Origin of the sequence: Enterobacter wuhouensis (genome assembly GCF_035835995.1) — a bacterium.
Taxonomy (GTDB): domain Bacteria; phylum Pseudomonadota; class Gammaproteobacteria; order Enterobacterales; family Enterobacteriaceae; genus Enterobacter; species Enterobacter wuhouensis.
This window is the reverse complement of record NZ_CP142124.1, coordinates 2,649,871-2,672,624: the sequence shown is the minus strand read 5'-3', so window position 1 is coordinate 2,672,624 and position 22,754 is coordinate 2,649,871. Positions and strand designations below refer to the sequence as shown.

Below are 22,754 nucleotides of genomic sequence, written 5' to 3'. Positions count from 1 at the left end.
ACTGGCCGGAGGGGATATCCCCGACATTAAATTTGAGTGTCCGGTCTGTGCGGGGACACAGTTTCATTTCACCAGCTTTGCCCCGACGCAAGACCTTCCTCATGGTGCAGTATGCTCTGAATGCGGAACACGACTCACCGTACATTCATGCCTCCCGAAACTTAAACGACGACGGTGGCCAAAGCCAGTCAATTAATTAAAGGCCTCATAAGAGGCCTTTTTGATCCCCGACGTTACTTCTGAATCAAATAACGAATGGTGGGCCCATCCTGCTGAATATCCAGCACGGTGTAACCGTGATTTTTGGCATCCAGCGGAATATTATTTATTGACTGAGGGCAATCGCTTACCACTTCCAGAATTTCACCTTTCTTGAGCTGGGGGAGCGCTTCAAGCGTAGCGACAGCGGGATAAGGACAGGGTTCACCGACCATATCGAGGCGATAATCGGGTACTATCTCTTTCATGCAGCATTCTCCTGCGTTGCAGTTTTAACGGTGGCACGACGGAAGAAGCGTTTCTCCTGTGCAATAACCAGTAAAAAGGCGATAAGCAGCAGGGCATAAGTCACCACGAGCCCACCGAGTGGACCAAAGGTGTTCAGCAGATTAACCTTGTCCCAGTTCGTCGCCAGTACGGGGGACACGTCATCCCAGTAATAGGCCAGGATGGTGGAGCCAATCACGTTCCCGAGTCCCACCCACCAGTAATGTACCTGGCCTTCGACGGCGCGATACATCCAGCCGGTTTCGCACCCGCCGGCCAGCACGATACCAAAGCCAAACAGCAGCCCGCCGATGACCGCGTTAGGGCCAGCCCACATGATTTTCGGTTCCACGCCGAGCTGCACGTAGCTGAATATGCCGATCGCGCTCACGGCCATCCCGGCAATAATGGCTTTCGCCATCATGGTGCGCCCGGTGATCCACATATCGCGAAACGCTGAGGTAAAGCAAATTTGGGCACGTTCAATCAGCAGGCCAAAGCCCACGCCGAACAGCATTGCCAGCCCCAGTTTCGGCTGGTTTAGCGCCGTGCAAAGCGCCCAGGCAATCATGGCGAAAAAGACCAGCATGCCCAGCCGGAAGCGGCGGCGCGCCTGGGCCGGTTTTTGCGTCAGCGGCGAGGCGGCGCTGACCTTAACAACCTTAACGGGAATGCGGAACAGCGGCAGCAGGGTGAATTTAGCGCCAAAGTAGGATCCAACGGCGGTGGCGACGGCAAAGAACCATGCGTGGAGTGAAAACTGAGGAATGCCGGTAAAGAAGGCGGCGAGATTGCAGCCCATCGCCAGGCGTGCGCCAAATCCGGCAATGATGCCGCCGGTCACCGCCTGCAAAATGCGAATCCGGCTTTTAGGCATTCTCAACTTAACGTTGTTTGCCCACAGCGCCGCGGCAAAACAGCCGCCGAACATGCCGATAATCATCATTCCGTCGATGCGGGTCAGCGGCGTGCCGTCCAGATGAATCAGTTTGAAATATCCCCACTCCTCGGCGTGCACGCCCGCTAGCTGCAGCAGCTGACCGCCCCAGCGGGTAAATTCCCCGGTGACGGCCCAGAAGGTGCCGGTAATGCCGAAATAATAGGTAGATAGAATGCCCGCCGCGATGACCGCCGGAACGGGTGACCAGAACTTAACCAGGTAAGCCTGTTTGAAGTGTTGCCATGTCATGTGTAAGCCTCTGAACTCAGAAGGTATAACCAGAAAGAAACCGAATCATACGCTTACGATGGGTTTTGGAAAGTCATTCACGCCAAGAATATCGACGCGATCAATTTTGACGTAACCCTAAAGGGGAGGCGGGGGACCCGTCTGGCAGGCGCGCCAGACGGGTGAGGGCATCAGGCTTTGCGCGTTGCCGCTTTCATCTCGGTGACGAAGGTTTTCAGTTCAGCCAGCATCTGTTCTGGCTTATCGACGTTTTTCTCAATAATTTTGACGATAGCGGAACCGGAAATCGCTCCGGCGGCTTTCGCATCGATTGCCGCTGCGACCTGATCGGGGGAAGAGATACCGAAGCCCTGCAGCGGCGGTGCGGCGTGGTATTCCGCCAGCTTTTCAACCAGATGGTGCAGAGGAACCGCCGCCTTATTCTCCGCGCCGGTTACGCCCGCGCGGGAAAGCAGGTACGTATATCCGCGACCGTGAGAAGCAATCTGGCGCAGCAGTTCATCATCGGCGTTCGGCGGGCAGATGAAGATCGGTGCGACGTTATGGCGCATGGCCGCCTGACGAAACGGCGCTGACTCTTCAACCGGCACGTCCGCCACCAGCACGGAGTCGACGCCAACGCGCGCGCACTCGGCGTAAAACTCATCAATACCGCGGTTAAAGACCAGGTTGGCATACATCAGCAGGCCGATCGGAATGGTCGGATGCTTCTGGCGGATCGCCGCCAGCATTTCGAAGCACTGGGTTGGGGTCACGCCGGAGGCGAATGCGCGCAGCGTCGCATTCTGAATGGTCGGGCCGTCCGCCAGCGGATCGGAGAACGGGATGCCCAGCTCCAGCGCGTCGGCACCGGCTTCAATCAGGGTGTCGATAATTTTCAGCGACTGCTCCGGGCCCGGATCGCCCAGGGTGACAAAGGGAACGAATGCGCCTTCCTGGCGAGCCTTCAGCTGTGCAAATGCGTTATCGTAGCGTTCCATCAGATTTCCCCTCGTGCTTTCAGAATATCGTGAACGGTGAAGATATCTTTGTCACCGCGGCCGGAAAGGTTCACCACCAGCAGCTGCTCTTTTTCCGGGTTCTCTTTAATCATTTTCAGCGCGTGTGCCAGCGCGTGTGAAGACTCCAGCGCCGGGATAATCCCTTCGTTGCGGCACAGGGTTTTAAAGGCTTCAAGCGCTTCATCATCGGTAATGGAAACATACTCCGCACGACCGGTGCTGTTCAGGTACGCATGCTGTGGCCCCACTGACGGGAAATCCAGACCGGCAGAAATGGAGTAAGATTCCTCAATCTGGCCTTCATCAGTCTGCATCATCGGGGATTTCATGCCGAAGTAGATCCCCACGCGGCCATGCTTGAGCGGCGCGCCGTGTTCACCCGATTCAATGCCGTGACCGGCAGGCTCAACGCCAATCAGGCCTACGCTGGTGTCGTCGATGAAATCAGCGAACATGCCGATGGCGTTAGAACCACCGCCTACGCAGGCAATGACGGCATCCGGCAGGCGGCCTTCTTTTTCAAGGATCTGTGCTTTGGTCTCTTCACCGATCATGCGCTGGAATTCACGCACGATGGTCGGGAACGGGTGCGGGCCTGCGGCTGTACCGAGCATGTAGTGCGCGGTGTCGTAGCTGCCGGACCAGTCGCGCAGCGCTTCGTTACAGGCATCCTTCAGCGTCGCGGAGCCGCTGTGTACCGGGATCACTTCGGCCCCCATCAGGCGCATACGGAACACGTTCGGGGACTGACGCTCAACGTCTTTAGCACCCATATAGATACGGCATTTCAGGCCGAGGAGGGCGCTGGCAAGGGCAGAGGCCACGCCATGCTGGCCTGCGCCGGTTTCGGCGATGATTTCGGTTTTGCCCATACGCTTGGCGAGAAGCGCCTGGCCCAGCACCTGGTTAGTTTTATGCGCGCCCCCGTGAAGGAGATCTTCGCGCTTGAGGTACAGCGTGGTTTTGGTGCCTTCCGTCAGGTTGCGGCATTTGGTCAGCGCCGTAGGACGGCCTGCGTAGTTTTTCAGCAGGTCGGTAAATTCAGCCTGGAACGCCGGGTCTTTCTGCGCGCTCACAAACGCTTCTTCCAGCTGGCGCAGGGCGGGCATCAGGATTTGCGGGACGTACATCCCGCCGAACTCACCAAAATAGGGGTTTAGTAATGTCGTCATCTTCTCTTCCTTAATATGCACGCAGAGTTTTAAAGACCGAGGCCAGCTTGCTGGCATCTTTAATACCCGGTTGGGACTCTACGCCTGAATTGAAATCGAGGCCTGCGCAGCCTGCTTTAGCGGCTTCTACGCAGTTATCCGGGCTTAATCCGCCCGCCAGCAGGACGTTGTCCAGCTTTTCGCCGCTAAGCAGCGACCAGTCAAAACGCTGGCCGGTGCCGCCCTGGCCGTTATCGAGCAGGTATTTATCCACATGGTTCAGGTTACGCGCGGGCAGGGTCTCGCCGACGCTTTGCGCTTTCCAGATCTGAACCTGAGGCGCCAGCGCGGCGCGCAGAGCATCGATATAGGCCTGATCTTCATCGCCGTGGAGCTGCACCGCGCTCAGGGATAACGCCTCGGCTTTTGCCGCAACGTCTGCAATATCCGCGTTGCGGAAGACGCCGACGTAGCCGAGCGGGGCCGCCGCTATCACCTTATGCGCCTGTTCTTCGCTGACTGCGCGAGGGGACGAATCCACAAAGATCAGCCCGCCGTAAATCGCCCCGGCTTCATACGCGGCCTGCGCATCCTGTTCGCGGGTTAAGCCGCAGACTTTGTTCTCACCCAGCAGCAAGCGGCGCACCGCAGCGTTGAGATCGTCATGCTCCATCATCGCGGAGCCAATCAGGAAACCGTTGGCGAAGTGGCTGAGTTCGCGCACCTGGGCGTAGCTGTTAATCCCGGATTCGCTGATCACCGTGACGCCAGACCCCAGACGCGGCGCCAGCTGGCGCGTGCGGTTCAGGTCAATGGACAGGTCGCGCAGATCGCGGTTGTTAATGCCGACCACTTTGGCTTCCAGCGCAATCGCGCGCTCAAGCTCTTCTTCGTTGCTCACTTCGGTCAGCACGCCCATGTTCAGGCTGTGCGCCACGGCGGAAAGCTGGCGATACTGCTCGTCGTCGAGCACCGAGAGCATCAGCAGGCAGGCGTCGGCCTGGTAAAAGCGCGCCAGCCAGATCTGATACGGGTCGATAATAAAGTCTTTGCACAGGATCGGCTGCGGCGCGATGCCGCTGACGATCGGCAGAAAATCGAAGCTGCCCTGGAAATATTTCTCATCCGTCAGCACGGAGATGGCGGACGCATGGTGCTTATAAATTCCGGCAATACGCGCCGGGTCGAAATCGTCACGGATAACGCCTTTCGACGGGGAGGCCTTTTTGCACTCAAGAATAAACGCGGTGCGCGCGCCCTGCAGGGCGTCATAGAAGCGTCGTTGGCTTGGAACGACGTCATTCTGGAAGCTGGCAAGCGGCTGCTGCTGCTTGCGGGCTTCAACCCAAATGGCCTTATCGGCAACGATTTTCGCTAAAACGGTCTGCATTCTTTACCCTCTTGCCGCAAGTGCGGTAACGCGGTCGTAAGCTGCACCTGAGCGCAGTACGTCCAGAACTTTTTGGGCGTTGGCCTTGAGGTCTTCCTCGCCGTGCAAACGCATCAGCATGGCGACGTTGGCGGCCACGGCGGCCTCATGGGCGACCTCTCCCTTACCTTGTAATAAGCGCGTGAGAATGTCACGGTTTTCTTCCGGCGTGCCGCCTGCCAGGGCTTCCTGGTGATACGGCGCCAGGCCGAAGTCAGACGCGTCCAGCTGGTAGCTCAGGATTTCACCGTTGTTCAGTTCGGCCACCAGCGTCGGCGCATGAAGCGAGACTTCATCCATTCCGCCGCTGTGTACGACGGCGGCTCGCTTGTAGCCCAGCACCCGCAGCGTTTCCGCAATCGGCAGCACCAGTTCAGGGCTGTAGACGCCAATCAGCGCCAGCGGCGGATGCGCCGGGTTAATCAGGGGGCCAAGCACGTTAAACAGCGTGCGGGTCTTGAGCTGCTGGCGCACCGGCATCGCGTGGCGGAAACCGGTGTGATACTTCGGCGCAAACAGGAAGCAGACGCCCAGGTCATCCAGCGCCTCACGGGAGCGTTCTGCCTGCATGTCGAGGTTAATACCAAACGCGGCCAGCAGGTCAGACGAACCCGAACGGCTGGAGACGCTACGGTTACCGTGCTTTGCTACCTTCAGACCACACGCCGCCGCAACGAACGCGCTGGCTGTAGAGATATTGATGCTGTTGCTGCCGTCACCGCCGGTCCCGACGATATCGGCAAACTGATAGTCCGGGCGCGGGAACGGCGCGGCATTTTCCAGCAGGGCCGTAGCGGCACCGGCAATCTCCTGCGGGCTTTCACCGCGCACCTTCATGCTCACCAGCGCGGCGGCCAGCTGCTCTGGCTTCAGCTCGCCGCGAACGACCGCAGAGAAAAGCTGGTGGCTCTCCTGCTGGCTCAGGGTCTGCGCCTGATACAGTTTTTCCAGAATCGGCTGTAGGGTATTGGTCTGCTCCAGTTTCTGCAGCGCCCAGTCGAGCGTCTGCTCCAGCAGGCGCGCGCCGTTCGACGTCAGAATGGATTCCGGGTGGAACTGCAGGCCGCAGACGCGATCCGCATCGTGGCGAACCGCCATCACCATGCCTTCAAAGGAGGCGTTAATGGTCAGCCCGGCCGGAATGTTGCTGCCCACCAGCGAATGGTAACGCGCAACGGGAAGCGGATTGGGCAGACCGGCAAACATCGCCTGGCCGTCATGTTCAATGCTGGACGCTTTGCCGTGCAGGATCTCACCCGCCTGGCCGACGTAGCCGCCGTAGGCTTCAACAATCGCCTGATGGCCGAGGCAGATGCCGATGATAGGCAATTTGCCCCGCATACGGGTCAACAGTTCCGGCATACATCCCGCTTCGCTCGGCGCGCCCGGGCCAGGTGAGAGCATCAGCACCGGATTTTGCATGGTGCCCAGACGATCGATCAGCGTCTGGGCCGGTACGTGGTTGCGGTAGATAACGACGTTATGCCCATTCGCACGCAGCTGATCTGCCAGGTTGTAGGTAAATGAGTCAATATTATCGAGCAGCAGAATGTCAGCCATCAGAAAATCTCCTGTGCATGGTGTGCGGTCGCAATGGCGCGAAGGACCGCGCGAGCTTTACTGCGCGTTTCGTCAGCTTCAGACTGCGGAACAGAATCAAGAACAATCCCTGCACCTGCCTGTACGGTGGCGATGCCATCTTCAACGTAGGCAGAGCGGATCACGATGCAGGTATCCAGATCGCCGTGGGCGGTGAAATAACCCACCGCACCGCCGTAGCTGCCGCGACGACGGCCTTCTGCTTCGGCAATCAGCTGCATGGCGCGTACTTTTGGCGCGCCGCTCAGGGTGCCCATGTTCATACAGGCGCGGTAGGCGTGCAGCACGTCGAGGTCGTGGCGCAGCTCGCCGACCACGCGGGAGACCAGGTGCATCACGAACGAATAGCGGTCGACTTTGGTCAGGTCCGCCACGTAGCGGCTGCCGGGGGTGCAAATGCGGGCCAGATCGTTACGCGCCAGGTCGACCAGCATCAGGTGCTCGGACAGCTCTTTGTGGTCGGTACGCATCTCCAGCTCGATGCGGCTGTCGAGGTCGCGATCCAGTGAACCATCGGCACGACGCCCGCGCGGGCGTGTTCCGGCAATCGGGTAGATCTCAATCTGGCGGCTGGTGGCGTCGTATTTCAGGGAGCTTTCCGGCGACGCGCCAAACAGGGTGAAGTCGTTGTCCTGCATGAAGAACATGTACGGGCTCGGGTTGCTCTTTTTCAGCACGTCATACGCTGCCAGCGGCGACGGGCAGGGCAGCGAGAAGCGGCGGGAAGGCACCACCTGGAAAATTTCCCCGGCGCGAATCGCTTTTTGCATCTGGCGCACGACGGCACCGTACTGGTCGTCGGTCTGGCTGACGTCGCACTTCATCTCTTCAACGCGCTGCACCGGCAGCGCAGGCGGTTCTTCCGTCATCTGCTGCTGCAGCTGTGCGATACGTTGCAGAAGACGATTTTTCTCCGCGGCGGAGGGCGTGAACAGGCTGGCCTGGATGCGGGTATATTTTTTCTGATGGTCGATCACCAGCAGCGTTTCAGCCAGGTAGAAGCAGTAGTCCGGGCAGCGGTTGCCCTGTTCGGTTTCCGGTAATTCCTCGAAACCGGCGACCAGGTCGTAAGCAAACAGCCCGCCGAAGAACATGGCTTCGCGTTCATCTTCCGGCACGGTGACCAGGCCTTGCAGCAGGCGGAAGGCATCGAAAACGGACAGTGAGCAGAGGCGCGCGTCTTCGTCCAGCAGCTGGCTCACCGGCGGAAAATGCAGAATGCGCATGTCCGGGTGGCGCTCGTTTTCAATACCTGAGGGCAGGGCAGCGTCCAGCAGCGGCAGCAGCGATGCGCCGTTGTCGGATAATGCCTTGATGGTGACGGTATCGCCTAACGCGGTAATGCGCAGGGCGCTATCCACCAGCAGCAGGCTTTTCAGATCGTCCTTGCTGTCGATGTCGGCAGATTCCAGCAGCAGCGTGGCCGGACGAGCGCCGCATACCTGATGAAACAGCGCGGTTGGGTTGTGGCGATAGGCCGCCTCGCAGGTCAGCAGTTCGAGGTGTGGTTTGGCTGTTTGCATGGTGTTGTTCTCATATTTTGTTCAAAAAAAAGCCCGCTTGTGAGCGGGCTGGGTATCTGTTTGCATTTCGCAGACGCGTGACACTGCCCGATAGTCAGGAAGTGCGCCACCAACCGTGCAGAGTGAAATGTGCTGTCATTTTCAGATACCTTTCTCGTGTGAACTTGCGTACTAGTTAACTAGTTCGATGGCCTATTGTCAACCCTTGATTTCAGAATTTCGCGGCAAGTCGTTATCATAGGGTTTTTGGAAGTCTCCAACCTGTGACGGGAAGTGCTTTGAGCGATACCACCTACGCCATAATTTACGATTTACACAGCCACACTCAGGCTTCTGATGGTCTGCTTACGCCCGAAGCGTTGGTTCATCGCGCCGTTGAAATGCGAGTCGGCACGCTGGCAATAACCGATCACGATACGACTGACGCCATTCCGGCCGCGCGCGCAGAAATTGCCCGCAGCGGGCTGGCGCTGAATCTGGTGTCCGGTGTCGAAATTTCGACCCTCTGGGAAAACCATGAAATTCATATCGTTGGCCTGAACATTGATATAGAACATCCGGCAATGTGCGCGTTTTTGCAAGAACAAAAAACGCGCCGCAACCAGCGCGCGGAGATGATAGGCGAGCGTCTGGAAAAAGCGCACATTCCGGGTGCGCTGGAAGGCGCTAAAAAGCTGGCAAACGGCGGGGCGGTAACGCGCGGTCATTTTGCCCGTTTTCTGATTGAGGCCGGCAAAGCGACGACGATGGCGGACGTCTTTAAAAGGTATCTGGCGCGCGGGAAAACCGGATACGTTCCGCCACAGTGGTGTACAATAAAACAAGCTATTGATGTGATTCATCATTCTGGCGGTAAGGCGGTACTGGCCCATCCGGGACGGTATAATCTTTCTGCTAAATGGCTGAAAAGACTGCTGGCGCACTTTGCCGAATGCGGCGGTGAGGCGATGGAAGTCGCCCAGTGTCAGCAGGCGCCCAACGAGCGTGCACAGCTCGCAACCTACGCCCGTCAGTACGGCCTGCTTGGGTCACAGGGTTCTGATTTTCATCAGCCCTGCGCGTGGATTGAGCTGGGGCGCAAGCTCTGGCTACCGGCAGGCGTTGAGCCTGTCTGGCAGCTTTGGGAACAGCCGCAGCAAATTGAAGAGAGGGAAGTATGAGTCAGTTTTTCTATATTCATCCGGATAACCCGCAGGCCCGTCTGATTAATCAGGCCGTGGAAATCGTACGCAAGGGGGGCGTTATTGTCTACCCGACCGATTCAGGCTACGCGCTGGGCTGTAAAATTGAAGACAAAGGGGCGATGGAGCGTATCTGCCGCATCCGCCAGCTGCCGGACGGCCACAACTTTACCCTGATGTGCCGCGATCTTTCCGAGCTGTCGACCTATGCCTACGTCGATAACGTGGCGTTTCGTCTGATCAAAAACAACACGCCGGGCAACTACACCTTCATCCTGAAAGGGACGAAAGAGGTGCCGCGTCGTTTGCTGCAGGAAAAACGCAAAACCATCGGGATGCGCGTGCCGTCTAACCCGATTGCCCAGGCGCTGCTGGAGGCGCTTGGGGAACCCATGCTCTCGACCTCCCTGATGCTGCCGGGCAGTGAGTTTACCGAGTCCGACCCGGAAGAGATCAAGGATCGTCTTGAGAAGGTGGTTGAGTTGATTATTCACGGCGGTTACCTCGGCCAGCAGCCAACCACCGTGGTCGATTTAACGGAAGATGCACCGGAAGTGATTCGTGAAGGCGTGGGTGATGTTAAGCCTTTCTTGTAAGGGTGTAAGCAGATATACTACGCGGCCATCAAAGTCGGGCTCAATCCCGCTTTGACCTGATTCGACGCCTGTGAAGGCGACACCTGAGGAAGCTCAATGAGCGAGAAGTTACAGAAAGTGCTGGCGCGCGCCGGCCACGGTTCGCGCCGTGAAATCGAAGCCATTATTGAAGCAGGTCGCGTGAGTGTGGACGGTAAAGTCTCCACTTTGGGCGACCGCGTAGAAATCGTACCGGGGCTGAAGATCCGCATCGACGGTCATCTCATTTCGGTCAAAGAATCTGCTGAACAAATCTGTCGCGTGCTGGCTTACTACAAGCCGGAAGGCGAGCTGTGTACCCGCAACGACCCTGAAGGTCGCCCGACGGTGTTTGATCGTCTGCCTAAGCTGCGCGGTGCCCGCTGGATTGCCGTTGGGCGTCTGGACGTGAACACCTGCGGCCTGCTGCTGTTCACCACCGATGGTGAACTGGCAAACCGTCTCATGCACCCAAGCCGCGAAGTTGAGCGTGAATACGCCGTTCGCGTGTTTGGTCAGGTTGATGAAAACAAACTGCGCGACCTGTCCCGCGGCGTGCAGCTTGAAGACGGCCCGGCGGCGTTCAAGACGATCAAATTCACCGGTGGTGAAGGGATCAACCAGTGGTACAACGTGACCCTGACGGAAGGCCGTAACCGTGAGGTTCGTCGACTGTGGGAAGCGGTAGGCGTGCAGGTTAGCCGTCTGATCCGCGTGCGTTACGGCGATATCCTCCTGCCAAAAGGCCTGCCGCGTGGCGGTTATACCGAGCTGGACCTCACCCAGACTAACTACCTGCGCGAGCTGGTCGGCCTGACGCCGGAAACCACGTCTAAAGTCGCGGTCGAGAAGGATCGTCGTCGCATGAAGGCGAACCAGATCCGACGTGCGGTGAAGCGTCACAGCCAGGTGAGCAACAACCGCCGCTCTGGCAGCCGGAATAACAACGGTTAATCAAAAAGCCCGGTCAACACACCGGGCTTTTTCTTTAGTAATCAATACCGATTTGCGCTTTGATACCGGCGTCAAAGGCATGCTTCACCGGACGCAATTCGCTGACGGTATCCGCAAGCGCCAGAATATCCCGATGGCAGCCGCGCCCGGTGACGATTGCCGTCTGGTGCACGGGGCGATTCTTTAACGCTTCCAGCACCTCTTCAAGCGGCAGATAGTCGTAGGCCACCATGTAGGTGATTTCATCCAGCAGCACCATGTTCAGGCCGGGATCTGCCAGCATGCGCTTGGCATGTTCCCACACGGCCCGACAGGCGGCGGTATCGGTTTCGCGGTTCTGGGTATCCCACGTAAACCCGGTCGCCATCACCTGGAACTCAACCCCGTGAGGCTCCAGTAGGTTACGCTCTCCGTTAGGCCATTCGCCTTTGATAAACTGAATCACGCCCACCTTCTGGCCGTGGCCGACGGCTCGGGTAGCGGTGCCAAACGCGGCGGTGGTTTTGCCTTTACCGTTGCCGGTAAAGACGATGATAATTCCGCGTTCGTCCAGCGCCGCAGCGACGCGGGCATCCACTTGCTCTTTCAGCCGCTGCTGTCGCTGCTGATGACGTTCTTCACTCATTGCGAAATCCCCGGCTTGCGCCCCGGCTGGGCATCAAAGGTCATCCCGGTTTTACGGCGGCTGTCATCGCCCATCAGCCAGAGATAGAGCGGCATAATATCGGCGGGCGTTTTGAGCTTCTGCGGATCTTCCGTCGGGAAGGCGCTGGCGCGCATTTTGGTGCGCGTCCCGCCTGGGTTAATGCAGTTCACGCGCAGATGGCGGCTTTGATACTCCTCCGCCAGCACCTGCATCATTCCTTCGGTCGCAAATTTAGAGACGGCGTAAGCGCCCCAGTTTGCGCGCCCCTCGCGACCTACGCTGGAGGAGGTAAAGACCAGCGAGCCGGAGTCAGAGCGGAGTAATAAAGGAAGCAAAGCCTGGGTCAGGAAAAAGGTGCCGTTGATATTGACCTGCATCACCTCCTGCCAGATAGCCGGGTCTTGTTCATCCATCGGGCGTACTTCGCCCAGCAGACCGGCATTGTGCAGCACGCCGTCGAGACGGGGATAGTCATCTCCAATACGTTCGGCAAGCTCCTGGCAGGTCGCCGGGGTGCAGGTAAGCAAATCAAGCGTGTACCAGCGGGCGGAGAGGCCGCCTGCAGCGTCAATCTCACGGGCGACGCTTCGTAATTTATCGTCGTTACGGCCAATCAGGATGACGCTTGCGCCATATTCTGCGTACGTCAGGGCGGCTTCACGACCAATTCCGTCGCTGGCACCGGTGACAAGGATGATGCGGTTCTGCAGTAGATTTTTTTGTGGCTGATAATGCACGGTGACTCCTCTGGCGCACTGAGCGGCTATTGCGCCTTCTTTTATGACTTTTCGGCTTTATGCCCGAAATAGCATGAGAATTCAATCAGTCTACAGGAGGCATCGCTGCGTAATTAACAATTTGCAAATATTTAAACCCGTTTTGGGGGATTCCTGAAGCAGGCTCGCAGAGGTAATGTCACGAGCGAGACGCCCGAGCAGGGCTGTTGTACACTGGCGTGTAGGAATCGTGGTTAAATCAAGGTGGAGCGCGTGGAATTACTTTCTCAATATGGGTTGTTTTTGGCTAAAATCGCGACGGTTGTTATCGCCATCGCGGTGATTGCCGTTCTGATTGTTAACCTGACGCAGCGCAAGCGTCAGCGTGGTGAATTACGCATTACCCGCCTGAGCGAACAGTATAAAGAGATGCAGGAAGAGATGTCCCTGGCGCTGCTCGATAGCCATCAGCAGAAGCTATGGGTGAAAGCGCAGAAAAAACAGCATAAGCAGGAGGCTAAAGCGGCAAAAGCTAAAGCCAAAGCGAATGCGCCGCAGGACGAGGCAAAGCCACGCGTCTACGTGCTGGATTTTAAGGGCAGCATGGATGCACATGAAGTGTCTTCTCTGCGTGAAGAGGTCACGGCTGTACTTGCCGTCGCAAAACCGCAGGATCAGGTGGTTGTGCGTCTGGAAAGTCCAGGAGGCGTCGTTCACGGATACGGGCTGGCGGCTTCCCAGCTTCAGCGCCTGCGTGAAAAACAGATCCCGCTGACCGTGGCGGTGGATAAAGTGGCGGCGAGCGGCGGCTACATGATGGCCTGCGTAGCGGATAAAATTGTCGCAGCACCGTTCTCTATAATCGGTTCTATCGGCGTGGTTGCGCAAATTCCGAACTTTAACCGCTTTCTGAAAAACAAAGAGATTGATATTGAGCTGCACACCGCAGGTCAGTACAAACGTACCCTGACGCTGCTGGGTGAAAATACGGAAGAGGGGCGTCAGAAATTCCGCGAAGATCTGAACGAAACGCACCACCTCTTCAAAGACTTTGTCCACCGCATGCGCCCGACGCTCGATATTGAGCAGGTCGCAACCGGCGAACACTGGTACGGCACTCAGGCGCAGGATAAAGGGCTGGTGGATGAGGTTGGTACCAGCGACGATCTGCTGCTGAGCCTGATGGAAGGCCGTGAGTTAATCGGCGTACGCTTTACGCAGCGTAAGCGTATGCTCGACCGCTTCACGAATAGCGCGGCAGAGAGCGCGGATCGCCTGTTGCTACGCTGGCTGCAGCGGGGGCAGAAGCCGCTGCTGTAAACAAAAACGCGAGGCATCTGCCTCGCGTTTTGCATTAATCGACCAGGTGATACTTCTCTGAGAGGGTGTGCGCCAGGTATTTAAACATGTTAAATACGGCGGTGCTTTTTGGCGTAGGCAGCCCCTGTTCATCAAGGAAGTACTCCCCGCTGAATACCAGCACGCCGTTACGCTGTTCCACTCCCGTGGCTTCAATACCCGCAAGGGTGTCTTCATGGTTGCGAATCAATTTATTCGCTTCGACAAGCAGAGAGGCTCGGTCAATAGGTTGGGTTGTATTCTGCATAATCCACTCCTTAAACAGTGACAATAGTCTACGCCCGGGGGGCTTTGGGGGCAAATTTTCCCTGTAATGTGAGAGGGTAAGGCAACGGTGGTCGGCTGGCGGGATTTGCTTTTGCATGCTAATAAAGTTGCGTAACGAATTTTATCAGGTACAGTGTGCGCTTTCGTCATTCTGGCAACAGAATTGCTTGACATTCGACCGGGAATTCGTCACGAATTACAGTAAGTGTGAAAAAAATACCCGTTAAGTCAATGACCTGGGCATCATCTGTTTGAGGTCAGGCAAGACAAAGGGGTTGATATCCCCTGACGCAGTCGCAATATCAATGGCTCGTCGTCAGCGGAAGGGAAATCAACGTGCGGCGTATTCCTGGAAGAATTAAATTAGGTAAAGGTGAATATGGGTAAAGCTCTCGTCATCGTTGAGTCCCCGGCAAAAGCCAAAACGATCAATAAGTATCTGGGTAATGACTACGTGGTTAAGTCCAGCGTTGGTCATATCCGCGATTTGCCGACCAGTGGCTCAGCCAGCAAAAAGAGCGCAGACTCTACCTCCACCAAAGGGGCCAAAAAGCCTAAAAAGGATGAACGTAGCGCGCTTGTCAACCGCATGGGTGTTAACCCATGGCATAACTGGGACGCACAATATGAAGTGCTGCCCGGGAAAGAAAAAGTCGTTAACGAGCTGAAGCAGCTTGCTGAAAAAGCAGACCACATTTATCTCGCAACCGACCTTGACCGCGAAGGGGAAGCCATTGCATGGCACCTGCGGGAAGTGATCGGGGGTGACGACAAACGCTACAGCCGTGTAGTGTTTAACGAAATTACTAAGAATGCGATTCGTCAGGCGTTTGAGAAGCCGGGCGAACTGAACATTGACCGTGTTAACGCCCAGCAGGCACGCCGCTTTATGGACCGTGTTGTAGGCTACATGGTATCTCCACTGCTGTGGAAAAAGGTTGCACGCGGTCTGTCCGCAGGCCGTGTACAGTCTGTCGCTGTGCGTCTGGTCGTTGAGCGTGAGCGCGAAATTAAAGCCTTCGTGCCCGAAGAGTTCTGGGAAGTGGACGCCAATGTGACCACGCCGGGCGGTGACGCTCTGCCGCTGCAGGTAAGCCATCACAACGATAAGCCTTTCCGTCCTGAAAACCGCGACCAGACCATGGCCGCCGTAGCGCTGCTGGAAAAAGCACGCTATCAGGTATTGGAGCGCGAGGATAAACCGACCAGCAGCAAGCCGGGCGCACCGTTTATTACCTCTACGCTGCAGCAGGCTGCAAGCACGCGCCTGGGCTACGGCGTGAAGAAAACCATGATGATGGCCCAGCGCCTGTATGAAGCGGGTTACATCACCTACATGCGTACTGACTCAACTAACCTGAGCCAGGACGCGGTCAGCATGGTGCGCGGCTACATCAGTGATAACTTCGGTAAGAAATATCTGCCGGAAAGCGCAAACCAGTACGCCAGCAAAGAGAACTCGCAGGAAGCACACGAAGCGATTCGTCCTTCTGACGTCTCCGTTTTAGCGGAATCGTTGAAGGATATGGAAGCGGATGCGCAGAAGCTCTATCAGCTGATCTGGCGCCAGTTCGTGGCCTGTCAGATGACGCCTGCTAAGTACGACTCCACGACGCTGACCGTCGGCGCGGGTGATTTCCGCCTGAAAGCGCGCGGCCGTATTCTGCGCTTCGACGGCTGGACGAAAGTCATGCCTGCGCTGCGTAAAGGTGATGAAGACAGAACGCTGCCTGCGGTCAACAAGGGCGATGAGCTGTCGCTTGTCGATCTGGTTCCTGCCCAGCACTTTACCAAGCCGCCTGCACGATTCAGTGAAGCGTCACTGGTGAAAGAGCTGGAAAAACGGGGCATTGGCCGTCCGTCCACCTATGCGTCGATTATTTCGACCATTCAGGATCGAGGCTATGTCCGCGTTGAAAGCCGCCGTTTCTACGCTGAAAAAATGGGTGAAATTGTCACCGACCGTCTGGAAGCAAACTTCCGTGAGTTGATGAACTACGATTTCACCGCACAGATGGAGGACAGCCTGGACCAGGTTGCCAGCCATCAGGCGGAATGGAAAAAGGTTCTCGATAGCTTCTTCAGCGACTTTACCGACCAGCTGGAAAAAGCCGAAAAAGATCCTGAAGAGGGCGGCATGCTGCCAAACCAGATGGTACTGACCAGCATCGACTGCCCAACCTGCGGCCGTAAGATGGGGATCCGTACCGCAACGACGGGCGTCTTCCTCGGATGCTCCGGCTACGCGCTGTCGCCAAAAGAACGCTGCAAAACCACCATCAATCTGGTACCTGAGAACGAAGTGCTCAACGTGCTGGAAGGTGACGATGCAGAAACCAATGCCCTTCGCGCCAAGCGTCGCTGCCAGAAATGCGGCACGGCGATGGACAGCTACCTGATCGATCCTAAACGCAAGCTGCACGTCTGCGGTAATAACCCGACCTGCGACGGCTATGAGATCGAAGAGGGCGAGTTCCGCATTAAAGGCTATGACGGCCCGATCGTTGAATGTGAGAAGTGTGGTTCTGAAATGCACCTGAAAATGGGGCGCTTCGGTAAGTACATGGCTTGCACCAACGACGAGTGCAAAAATACGCGTAAAATCCTGCGTAACGGTGAAGTGGCTCCGCCGAAGGAAGATCCGGTTCCGCTGCCAGAGCTGCCGTGCGAGAAGTCTGACGCCTATTTCGTGCTGCGCGACGGTGCGGCAGGCGTATTCCTGGCGGCTAACACCTTCCCGAAATCGCGCGAAACGCGCGCGCCGCTGGTCGAGGAGCTGTATCGCTTCCGCGATCGTCTGCCGGAAAAACTGCGTTATCTGGCCGATGCGCCGCAGCAGGATCCTGAAGGCAATAAGACCGTGGTGCGTTTTAGCCGCAAGACGAAGCAGCAGTACGTTGCCGCTGAAAAAGAGGGTAAAGCGACCGGATGGTCAGCGTTCTTTGTTGACGGAAAATGGGTTGAAGGTAAAAAATAACCTTCGCTTACCGTAGCTTACCTGTGAAAGGGCCGGAATTCCGGCCCTTTTTTATTACGATGTTATTATTTTTTGTTCCGTACTATACAGTCAGGCTATAAGTGATATAGTGGTTATAGTTAACCCTTTTCTTATTATCAAATCGTCTTAAGCGATTGACCGCGTGCGCTAAATCGGATGGTCTGGCATGAAACTACAGCAGCTTCGTTATATCGTTGAGGTGGTAAACCACAACCTTAACGTCTCCTCTACCGCTGAGGGGCTTTATACCTCGCAGCCGGGCATCAGCAAGCAGGTTCGCATGCTGGAGGATGAGTTAGGCATTCAGATATTTGCCCGCAGCGGTAAGCACCTGACGCAGGTGACGCCCGCCGGGCAGGAAATCATCAGAATTGCACGGGAAGTCCTCTCTAAAGTTGATGCGATAAAATCCGTAGCGGGGGAACATACCTGGCCGGATAAAGGCTCGCTCTATATAGCGACTACGCATACTCAGGCGCGCTATGCGCTGCCAGGCGTGATTAAAGGCTTCATTGAACGCTATCCACGCGTTTCCTTACACATGCATCAGGGATCGCCAACGCAAATTGCAGAGGCGGTATCTAAGGGCAATGCGGATTTTGCTATCGCTACGGAAGCGCTCCACCTGTATGACGACCTGGTCATGCTGCCGTGCTACCACTGGAACCGTTCTATTGTGGTCACGCCCGATCATCCTTTAGCGGGTAAAGGCTCGGTGACCATCGAAGAGCTGGCCCAGTATCCGCTAGTGACCTACACATTTGGATTTACCGGGCGCTCAGAGCTTGATACGGCATTTAACCGCGCGGGGCTTACGCCGCGTATCGTCTTTACAGCAACCGATGCTGACGTCATTAAAACCTACGTCAGGCTCGGGCTTGGCGTCGGCGTTATTGCCAGCATGGCGGTAGATCCGATTTCTGACCCCGATTTGGTACGCCTGGATGCGGACGACATCTTCAGCCACAGCACCACGAAGATTGGCTTCCGTCGAAGCACCTTCCTGCGCAGCTATATGTATGATTTTATTCAGCGCTTTGCTCCTCATTTAACGCGTGACGTAGTCGATACGGCCGTTGCACTGCGTTCAAATGAAGACATTGAAGAGATGTTTAAGGATATTAAGCTCCCCGCCAAATAATCACTTCCGGTATCTTTCCCCTGTGGAAAGATACCGAAATAACCCCTCAAACCTAAATTAGAATTATCATCATCTGCACCCTGCTGACGTAAAATGTCATTACCCTTTTAATGTTTAAGGTTTTACTGTCGCGAATTTGCGACAAAAGTAGAAAGTAATTAACGCCTTCGCAAATATTTCTTTTCAATTATTTATTTCTGGTCAAAAGAATGAATATTTCCCAGGTACAGATGCGTAAATTCACTGGCTTTTCAGCTAAAGTTTCTTTAGGATTTATCTCAACAGATGATTAATTGTACCAATTGTTTGGTCATAAAATGATAAGTGATATCGATTGTATGAGGTTAGCAATGCCTTCAGGAAGTGAAGAACCGCAAAGGGATCCTGCTCTCAAACGCAAAGCCTGGTTAGCGGTCTTTCTCGTCTCTGCCCTGTTCTGGGTGGCGGTTGCTCTCCTGGCCTGGAAATATTGGGGTTAACTATGGCAGTCACGGCACGTTCAGAAATGACAAAACCAATGTGTCAGCCGCGTGACAACGGTCACAAAGCTCGCAAAGCACCTGCGACCAGTGTTCCTGCGTCATGGAAACTGACGCCTCAACAGCAAGCCTTTATTGATGTGTTCGCAGAAGACGAACCCAAAAAACAATAATTTAGTTAATTGCGTAACGATGCAAATAGTCTGAATAAAGACTCTGCGCTTTTGTACTCTTTAATAAATACACATCAGCAATATAGAACTGAGGGCAGACCTCGGAAACTTTAATAAATAAAGCCTGGTGTCCCTATGATGAATAACATGACAACTCTCAAATACTGGTCATGGATCGGCGTTTTCTCCGTGTCGATTCTGTTCTGGTGTCAGCTCATCTGGCTGGCTCTCCACTAAATCCAAAAACCTCGCTTCGGCGGGGTTTTTTGTTTTCATGGCGCGAGACCATTCCTAAATTTATCAATTTGGGTTGTTATCAAAACGTTACGACATCTATGTGTTATCTTTAAATACAGCCCTGATGATTGTCAGGACATCTCTGTAATTAAGGAGGAGCTTATGTCGTTAACCCTACGCGAAGCCAGTAAGGACACGTTGCAGGCAGAAAATAAAACCTGGCACTACTATAGCTTGCCGCTGGCATCCAAAACGCTTGGTGACATTTCGCGGTTACCCAAGTCGTTAAAAGTGTTGCTGGAAAATCTCCTGCGCTGGCAGGATGAGGATTCCGTCACTTCTGAAGATATTCACGCGCTGGCAGGATGGCTAAAGGATGCCCATGCTGACAGAGAGATAGCCTACCGTCCCGCCAGGGTTCTGATGCAGGACTTCACCGGTGTTCCTGCGGTGGTCGATTTAGCCGCAATGCGTGAAGCCGTTAAGCGCCTCGGTGGCGATACGGCCAAAGTGAATCCGCTCTCGCCCGTTGACCTTGTTATTGACCACTCGGTAACCGTCGATCGTTTCGGTGACGATGATGCCTTTGGCGAGAACGTTCGTCTGGAAATGGAACGTAACCACGAGCGCTATGTGTTCCTGAAGTGGGGGCAGCAGGCGTTTAGCCGCTTCAGCGTTGTGCCGCCCGGCACGGGCATTTGTCACCAGGTCAACCTTGAGTACCTTGGCAAAGCCGTCTGGAGTGAACTGCAGGATAAGGAGTGGGTAGCCTATCCTGACACGCTGGTGGGCACCGATTCGCATACCACCATGATTAACGGCCTGGGCGTGCTGGGCTGGGGCGTCGGGGGCATCGAAGCCGAAGCGGCCATGCTCGGCCAGCCTGTCTCTATGCTCATTCCGGACGTGGTGGGCTTCAAGCTTACCGGTAAACTCTCTGAGGGGATCACCGCCACCGACCTGGTGCTGACGGTAACGCAAATGCTGCGTAAGCACGGCGTGGTAGGCAAGTTTGTTGAATTCTACGGCGATGGCCTGGATTCTCTGCCGCTGGCGGACCGCGCCACTATCGCCAATATGGCGCCCGAGTACGGCGCGACCTGCGGCTTTTTCCCCATCGATAGCGTAACGCTGGAGTACATGCGCCTGAGCGGCCGCAGCGAAGAACAGGTGGCGCTGGTTGAGGCATACACCAAAGCGCAGGGGATGTGGCGAAACCCGGGCGATGAGCCGGTATTCACCAGCTCGCTTGAGTTAGATATGGGCTCCGTCGAGGCGAGCCTGGCCGGCCCGAAACGTCCGCAGGACCGCGTAGCGCTGAACAACGTGCCGAAAGCCTTTGCGGCCAGTAACGAGCTCGAGGTCAATTCCTCACAAAAAGATCGTCATCCGGTCGACTACGTCATGAACGGGCATCAGTATCAGCTGCCTGACGGGGCCGTGGTCATCGCGGCGATTACCTCCTGTACCAATACCTCTAACCCAAGCGTGCTCATGGCCGCCGGGCTGCTCGCTAAAAAAGCGGTGGAGCTGGGCCTTAAGCCTCAGCCGTGGGTGAAGGCTTCCCTGGCGCCGGGGTCGAAGGTCGTTTCCGACTATCTGGCGCAGGCCCGTCTCACGCCGTATCTTGATGAGTTAGGCTTTAACCTTGTGGGCTACGGCTGTACGACGTGCATCGGCAACTCCGGTCCGTTACCCGAGCCTATCGAAGTGGCGATCAAGCAGGGTGACCTGACCGTGGGCGCCGTGCTCTCCGGTAACCGAAACTTTGAAGGGCGTATTCACCCGCTGGTGAAAACCAACTGGCTGGCCTCGCCGCCGCTGGTTGTGGCTTATGCCCTGGCCGGAAATATGAACATTAACCTGGCGACCGATCCTATTGGTCACGACCGCAAGAATGAACCTGTCTACCTGAAAGATATCTGGCCGTCGTCGCGTGAAATTGCGCGCGCGGTGGAGAAGGTATCGACCGACATGTTCCGCAAAGAGTACGCCGAGGTGTTTGAAGGCACGCCGGAATGGAAGGAGATCAAGGTCGTTGGGTCTGATACCTACGACTGGCAGGCAGATTCTACCTATATCCGCCTGTCGCCGTTCTTCGATGAAATGCTGGCAGACCCTGCACCGCTTAAGGATATCCACGGCGCGCGGGTTCTGGCGATGCTGGGCGACTCCGTCACCACCGACCACATTTCACCGGCGGGGAGCATCAAGGCCGACAGCCCTGCAGGCCGCTATTTACAAGGGCGCGGCGTGGAGCGTCGGGACTTTAACTCCTACGGCTCACGCCGTGGCAACCATGAAGTGATGATGCGCGGGACGTTTGCCAACATCCGCATACGCAACGAAATGGTGCCAGGCGTAGAGGGCGGCATGACGCGCCATCTGCCGGGTACAGAAGTCGTTTCAATTTACGATGCCGCGGTGAAGTATCAGAAGGAAGGAACGCCGCTGGCGGTCATCGCCGGGAAAGAGTACGGTTCAGGCTCCAGCCGCGACTGGGCGGCCAAGGGACCGCGTCTGCTCGGCGTGCGGGTAGTGATTGCCGAGTCGTTTGAACGTATCCACCGTTCAAACCTGATCGGCATGGGTATTCTGCCGCTGGAGTTCCCGCAGGGCGTCACGCGTAAGACCCTCGGTTTAACCGGGGAGGAGCAGATCGATATCAGCGGTTTGCAAAGCCTTCAGCCGGGCAAAACGGTGCCGGTGAAGCTAACGCGTGCGGATGGGAAAACAGAGGTGCTGGAATGTCGGTGCCGCATCGATACCGCGACGGAGCTGACCTACTACCAGAACGACGGCATTTTGCATTATGTGATTCGTAAGATGCTGGATTGATAAGACAAGCCCGGCATTCGTGCCGGGCTTTTTGCGATCACTCGCTCAGCAGGTGGCCCATTTTAGCCGCTTTGGTATCGAGATAGTGCGCGTTCTTCGGGTTACGCCCGACGATCAGCGGCACGCGTTCAACGATATTGATGCCCGCCTCGGTCAGAATTTCGACTTTTTTAGGGTTGTTGGTTAACAGACGCACTTCGTCCACGCCCAGCAGCTTGAACATATCCGCACACAGGGTGAAATCGCGCTCGTCGGCGGCAAAGCCCAGCTGGTGGTTCGCTTCAACCGTATCGTAACCCTGATCCTGCAGCGCATACGCGCGAATTTTATTCAGCAGACCGATGTTGCGGCCTTCCTGACGATGATAAAGCAGAACGCCACGGCCTTCCTCTGCAATATGGGAAAGCGCGGCCTCCAGCTGAAAACCGCAGTCGCAGCGCAGGCTGAACAGGGCGTCACCGGTCAGACATTCCGAATGTACACGAGACAGCACCGGCGTCTGTCCTGAAATATCGCCAAACACCAGGGCGACGTGATCCTGCCCGGTTGCCAGTTCTTCAAAACCCACCATCAGGAAATCGCCCCATGGGGTAGGCAGTTTGGCTTCTGCCACACGTTTAAGCTGCATGTGATTCTCCAGAGTAGGCTGACACGTTTCGTGTCTTTGCCTGTTTTGCTTTCTGTATCTGTCCATTTTGCCACAAGCGCGGCACGTTCGCCTAATGGCCGCCATGCTATATGAACGTTAAACGCACGATCCGACATATCCACCA

At 56.1% G+C, this 22,754-nt stretch carries 22 protein-coding genes and 1 other annotated feature; of the genes, 10 read left to right on the top strand and 12 right to left on the bottom strand.

The features are described from left to right. Positions 1-233: 233 nt before the first annotated feature. The 8 genes from yedF to trpL form a co-directional block, all read right to left on the bottom strand. Positions 234-467: a sulfurtransferase-like selenium metabolism protein YedF gene (gene yedF, locus VPX56_RS12860; protein WP_003856774.1), complete on the bottom strand. Its 234-nt coding sequence runs from the start codon at positions 465-467 to the stop codon at positions 234-236. Next, complete coding sequence (gene yedE, locus VPX56_RS12855; protein WP_326466758.1) at positions 464-1,675, bottom strand: selenium metabolism membrane protein YedE/FdhT; 1,212 nt, start codon at positions 1,673-1,675, stop codon at positions 464-466. The genes yedF and yedE overlap by 4 nt, the downstream gene beginning before the upstream one ends. 170 nt (positions 1,676-1,845) lie before the next feature. Next, positions 1,846-2,655, bottom strand: coding sequence for a tryptophan synthase subunit alpha (gene trpA, locus VPX56_RS12850; RefSeq protein WP_326466756.1), 810 nt, complete (start codon positions 2,653-2,655; stop codon positions 1,846-1,848). Then, positions 2,655-3,848, bottom strand: coding sequence for a tryptophan synthase subunit beta (trpB, locus tag VPX56_RS12845; RefSeq protein WP_326466754.1), 1,194 nt, complete (start codon positions 3,846-3,848; stop codon positions 2,655-2,657). Before trpB ends, trpA begins: the two co-directional genes overlap by 1 nt. Positions 3,849-3,858: 10 nt before the next feature. Continuing rightward, the gene (trpCF, locus tag VPX56_RS12840) at positions 3,859-5,217 is read right to left on the bottom strand and encodes a bifunctional indole-3-glycerol-phosphate synthase TrpC/phosphoribosylanthranilate isomerase TrpF (RefSeq protein ID WP_326466752.1); all 1,359 of its coding nucleotides are present in this window, start codon (positions 5,215-5,217) and stop codon (positions 3,859-3,861) included. Between the two features lie 3 nt (positions 5,218-5,220). Then, positions 5,221-6,816 (bottom strand): bifunctional anthranilate synthase glutamate amidotransferase component TrpG/anthranilate phosphoribosyltransferase TrpD, encoded by a 1,596-nt coding sequence (gene trpD / locus VPX56_RS12835; RefSeq protein WP_131632415.1) that lies wholly within the window; start codon positions 6,814-6,816, stop codon positions 5,221-5,223. Beyond that, positions 6,816-8,378 (bottom strand): anthranilate synthase component 1, encoded by a 1,563-nt coding sequence (locus VPX56_RS12830; protein ID WP_326466748.1) that lies wholly within the window; start codon positions 8,376-8,378, stop codon positions 6,816-6,818. The genes trpD and VPX56_RS12830 overlap by 1 nt, the downstream gene beginning before the upstream one ends. Positions 8,379-8,401: 23 nt before the next feature. Beyond that, positions 8,402-8,496 (bottom strand) — a sequence feature (Trp leader region). Further along, a complete protein-coding gene (gene trpL / locus VPX56_RS23030) occupies positions 8,473-8,517 on the bottom strand; it encodes a trp operon leader peptide (protein ID WP_106993556.1) in 45 nt (14 codons plus the stop codon). It overlaps the preceding feature by 24 nt. Positions 8,518-8,656: 139 nt before the next feature. Between trpL and rnm the strand changes: the two genes are divergently transcribed. The 3 genes from rnm to rluB all read left to right on the top strand — a co-directional run bounded on the left by rnm (position 8,657) and on the right by rluB (position 11,127). Continuing rightward, positions 8,657-9,538, top strand: coding sequence for an RNase RNM (gene rnm / locus VPX56_RS12825; RefSeq protein ID WP_326466746.1), 882 nt, complete (start codon positions 8,657-8,659; stop codon positions 9,536-9,538). Continuing rightward, on the top strand, positions 9,535-10,155 hold the full coding sequence (locus tag VPX56_RS12820; RefSeq protein ID WP_131632418.1) for an L-threonylcarbamoyladenylate synthase: 621 nt from the start codon (positions 9,535-9,537) through the stop codon (positions 10,153-10,155). Before rnm ends, VPX56_RS12820 begins: the two co-directional genes overlap by 4 nt. A gap of 96 nt (positions 10,156-10,251) precedes the next feature. Next, positions 10,252-11,127: a 23S rRNA pseudouridine(2605) synthase RluB gene (gene rluB, locus VPX56_RS12815; protein ID WP_014070506.1), complete on the top strand. Its 876-nt coding sequence runs from the start codon at positions 10,252-10,254 to the stop codon at positions 11,125-11,127. Positions 11,128-11,161: 34 nt separating this feature from the next. On the opposite strand, the gene cobO is transcribed toward rluB, so the two are convergent. Next, entirely contained in the window at positions 11,162-11,752 is a 591-nt protein-coding gene (gene cobO / locus VPX56_RS12810; RefSeq protein ID WP_326466742.1) for a cob(I)yrinic acid a,c-diamide adenosyltransferase, read from the bottom strand. Continuing rightward, on the bottom strand, positions 11,749-12,510 hold the full coding sequence (locus VPX56_RS12805) for a YciK family oxidoreductase (protein ID WP_326466740.1): 762 nt from the start codon (positions 12,508-12,510) through the stop codon (positions 11,749-11,751). Before VPX56_RS12805 ends, cobO begins: the two co-directional genes overlap by 4 nt. Positions 12,511-12,762: 252 nt before the next feature. Here VPX56_RS12805 and sohB point away from each other — a divergent pair, with 252 nt between their 5' ends. After that, entirely contained in the window at positions 12,763-13,809 is a 1,047-nt protein-coding gene (gene sohB / locus VPX56_RS12800; RefSeq protein WP_131632421.1) for a protease SohB, read from the top strand. A 34-nt stretch (positions 13,810-13,843) separates the two neighbouring features. On the opposite strand, the gene VPX56_RS12795 is transcribed toward sohB, so the two are convergent. Continuing rightward, a complete protein-coding gene (locus tag VPX56_RS12795) occupies positions 13,844-14,095 on the bottom strand; it encodes a YciN family protein (protein ID WP_131632422.1) in 252 nt (83 codons plus the stop codon). A 399-nt stretch (positions 14,096-14,494) separates the two neighbouring features. Between VPX56_RS12795 and topA the strand changes: the two genes are divergently transcribed. From topA to acnA, 6 genes are all read left to right on the top strand, one after another. Continuing rightward, the gene (topA, locus tag VPX56_RS12790; RefSeq protein WP_326466734.1) at positions 14,495-17,092 is read left to right on the top strand and encodes a type I DNA topoisomerase; all 2,598 of its coding nucleotides are present in this window, start codon (positions 14,495-14,497) and stop codon (positions 17,090-17,092) included. A gap of 187 nt (positions 17,093-17,279) precedes the next feature. Then, positions 17,280-18,254: an HTH-type transcriptional regulator CysB gene (cysB, locus tag VPX56_RS12785; protein WP_131632424.1), complete on the top strand. Its 975-nt coding sequence runs from the start codon at positions 17,280-17,282 to the stop codon at positions 18,252-18,254. A 338-nt stretch (positions 18,255-18,592) separates the two neighbouring features. Beyond that, complete coding sequence (locus tag VPX56_RS12780) at positions 18,593-18,733, top strand: YmiA family putative membrane protein (RefSeq protein WP_216689425.1); 141 nt, start codon at positions 18,593-18,595, stop codon at positions 18,731-18,733. 2 nt (positions 18,734-18,735) lie between these two features. Then, positions 18,736-18,906, top strand: coding sequence for a hypothetical protein (locus VPX56_RS12775; RefSeq protein WP_165500670.1), 171 nt, complete (start codon positions 18,736-18,738; stop codon positions 18,904-18,906). A 138-nt stretch (positions 18,907-19,044) separates the two neighbouring features. Further along, complete coding sequence (gene ymiC, locus VPX56_RS12770; RefSeq protein WP_242673382.1) at positions 19,045-19,143, top strand: small membrane protein YmiC; 99 nt, start codon at positions 19,045-19,047, stop codon at positions 19,141-19,143. 162 nt (positions 19,144-19,305) lie between these two features. After that, complete coding sequence (gene acnA / locus VPX56_RS12765) at positions 19,306-21,981, top strand: aconitate hydratase AcnA (protein WP_131632425.1); 2,676 nt, start codon at positions 19,306-19,308, stop codon at positions 21,979-21,981. A gap of 37 nt (positions 21,982-22,018) precedes the next feature. On the opposite strand, the gene ribA is transcribed toward acnA, so the two are convergent. Beyond that, a complete protein-coding gene (gene ribA, locus VPX56_RS12760; RefSeq protein ID WP_003856813.1) occupies positions 22,019-22,609 on the bottom strand; it encodes a GTP cyclohydrolase II in 591 nt (196 codons plus the stop codon). Positions 22,610-22,754: the final 145 nt, after the last annotated feature.

What these genes read in the sequence shown, in the direction of transcription:
- yedE (WP_326466758.1), bottom strand. Translation starts at nt 1,675, where the DNA reads ATGACATGGCAACACTTCAAACAGGCTTACCTGGTTAAGTTCTGGTCA.
- ribA (WP_003856813.1), bottom strand. Translation starts at nt 22,609, where the DNA reads ATGCAGCTTAAACGTGTGGCAGAAGCCAAACTGCCTACCCCATGGGGC.
- ymiC (WP_242673382.1), top strand. Translation starts at nt 19,045, where the DNA reads ATGAATAACATGACAACTCTCAAATACTGGTCATGGATCGGCGTTTTC.
- trpB (WP_326466754.1), bottom strand. Translation starts at nt 3,848, where the DNA reads ATGACGACATTACTAAACCCCTATTTTGGTGAGTTCGGCGGGATGTAC.
- trpCF (WP_326466752.1), bottom strand. Translation starts at nt 5,217, where the DNA reads ATGCAGACCGTTTTAGCGAAAATCGTTGCCGATAAGGCCATTTGGGTT.
- acnA (WP_131632425.1), top strand. Translation starts at nt 19,306, where the DNA reads ATGTCGTTAACCCTACGCGAAGCCAGTAAGGACACGTTGCAGGCAGAA.
- VPX56_RS12830 (WP_326466748.1), bottom strand. Translation starts at nt 8,378, where the DNA reads ATGCAAACAGCCAAACCACACCTCGAACTGCTGACCTGCGAGGCGGCC.
- VPX56_RS12820 (WP_131632418.1), top strand. Translation starts at nt 9,535, where the DNA reads ATGAGTCAGTTTTTCTATATTCATCCGGATAACCCGCAGGCCCGTCTG.
- VPX56_RS12775 (WP_165500670.1), top strand. Translation starts at nt 18,736, where the DNA reads ATGGCAGTCACGGCACGTTCAGAAATGACAAAACCAATGTGTCAGCCG.
- VPX56_RS12795 (WP_131632422.1), bottom strand. Translation starts at nt 14,095, where the DNA reads ATGCAGAATACAACCCAACCTATTGACCGAGCCTCTCTGCTTGTCGAA.
- topA (WP_326466734.1), top strand. Translation starts at nt 14,495, where the DNA reads ATGGGTAAAGCTCTCGTCATCGTTGAGTCCCCGGCAAAAGCCAAAACG.
- rluB (WP_014070506.1), top strand. Translation starts at nt 10,252, where the DNA reads ATGAGCGAGAAGTTACAGAAAGTGCTGGCGCGCGCCGGCCACGGTTCG.
- cobO (WP_326466742.1), bottom strand. Translation starts at nt 11,752, where the DNA reads ATGAGTGAAGAACGTCATCAGCAGCGACAGCAGCGGCTGAAAGAGCAA.
- VPX56_RS12780 (WP_216689425.1), top strand. Translation starts at nt 18,593, where the DNA reads ATGAGGTTAGCAATGCCTTCAGGAAGTGAAGAACCGCAAAGGGATCCT.
- yedF (WP_003856774.1), bottom strand. Translation starts at nt 467, where the DNA reads ATGAAAGAGATAGTACCCGATTATCGCCTCGATATGGTCGGTGAACCC.
- trpD (WP_131632415.1), bottom strand. Translation starts at nt 6,816, where the DNA reads ATGGCTGACATTCTGCTGCTCGATAATATTGACTCATTTACCTACAAC.
- trpA (WP_326466756.1), bottom strand. Translation starts at nt 2,655, where the DNA reads ATGGAACGCTACGATAACGCATTTGCACAGCTGAAGGCTCGCCAGGAA.
- cysB (WP_131632424.1), top strand. Translation starts at nt 17,280, where the DNA reads ATGAAACTACAGCAGCTTCGTTATATCGTTGAGGTGGTAAACCACAAC.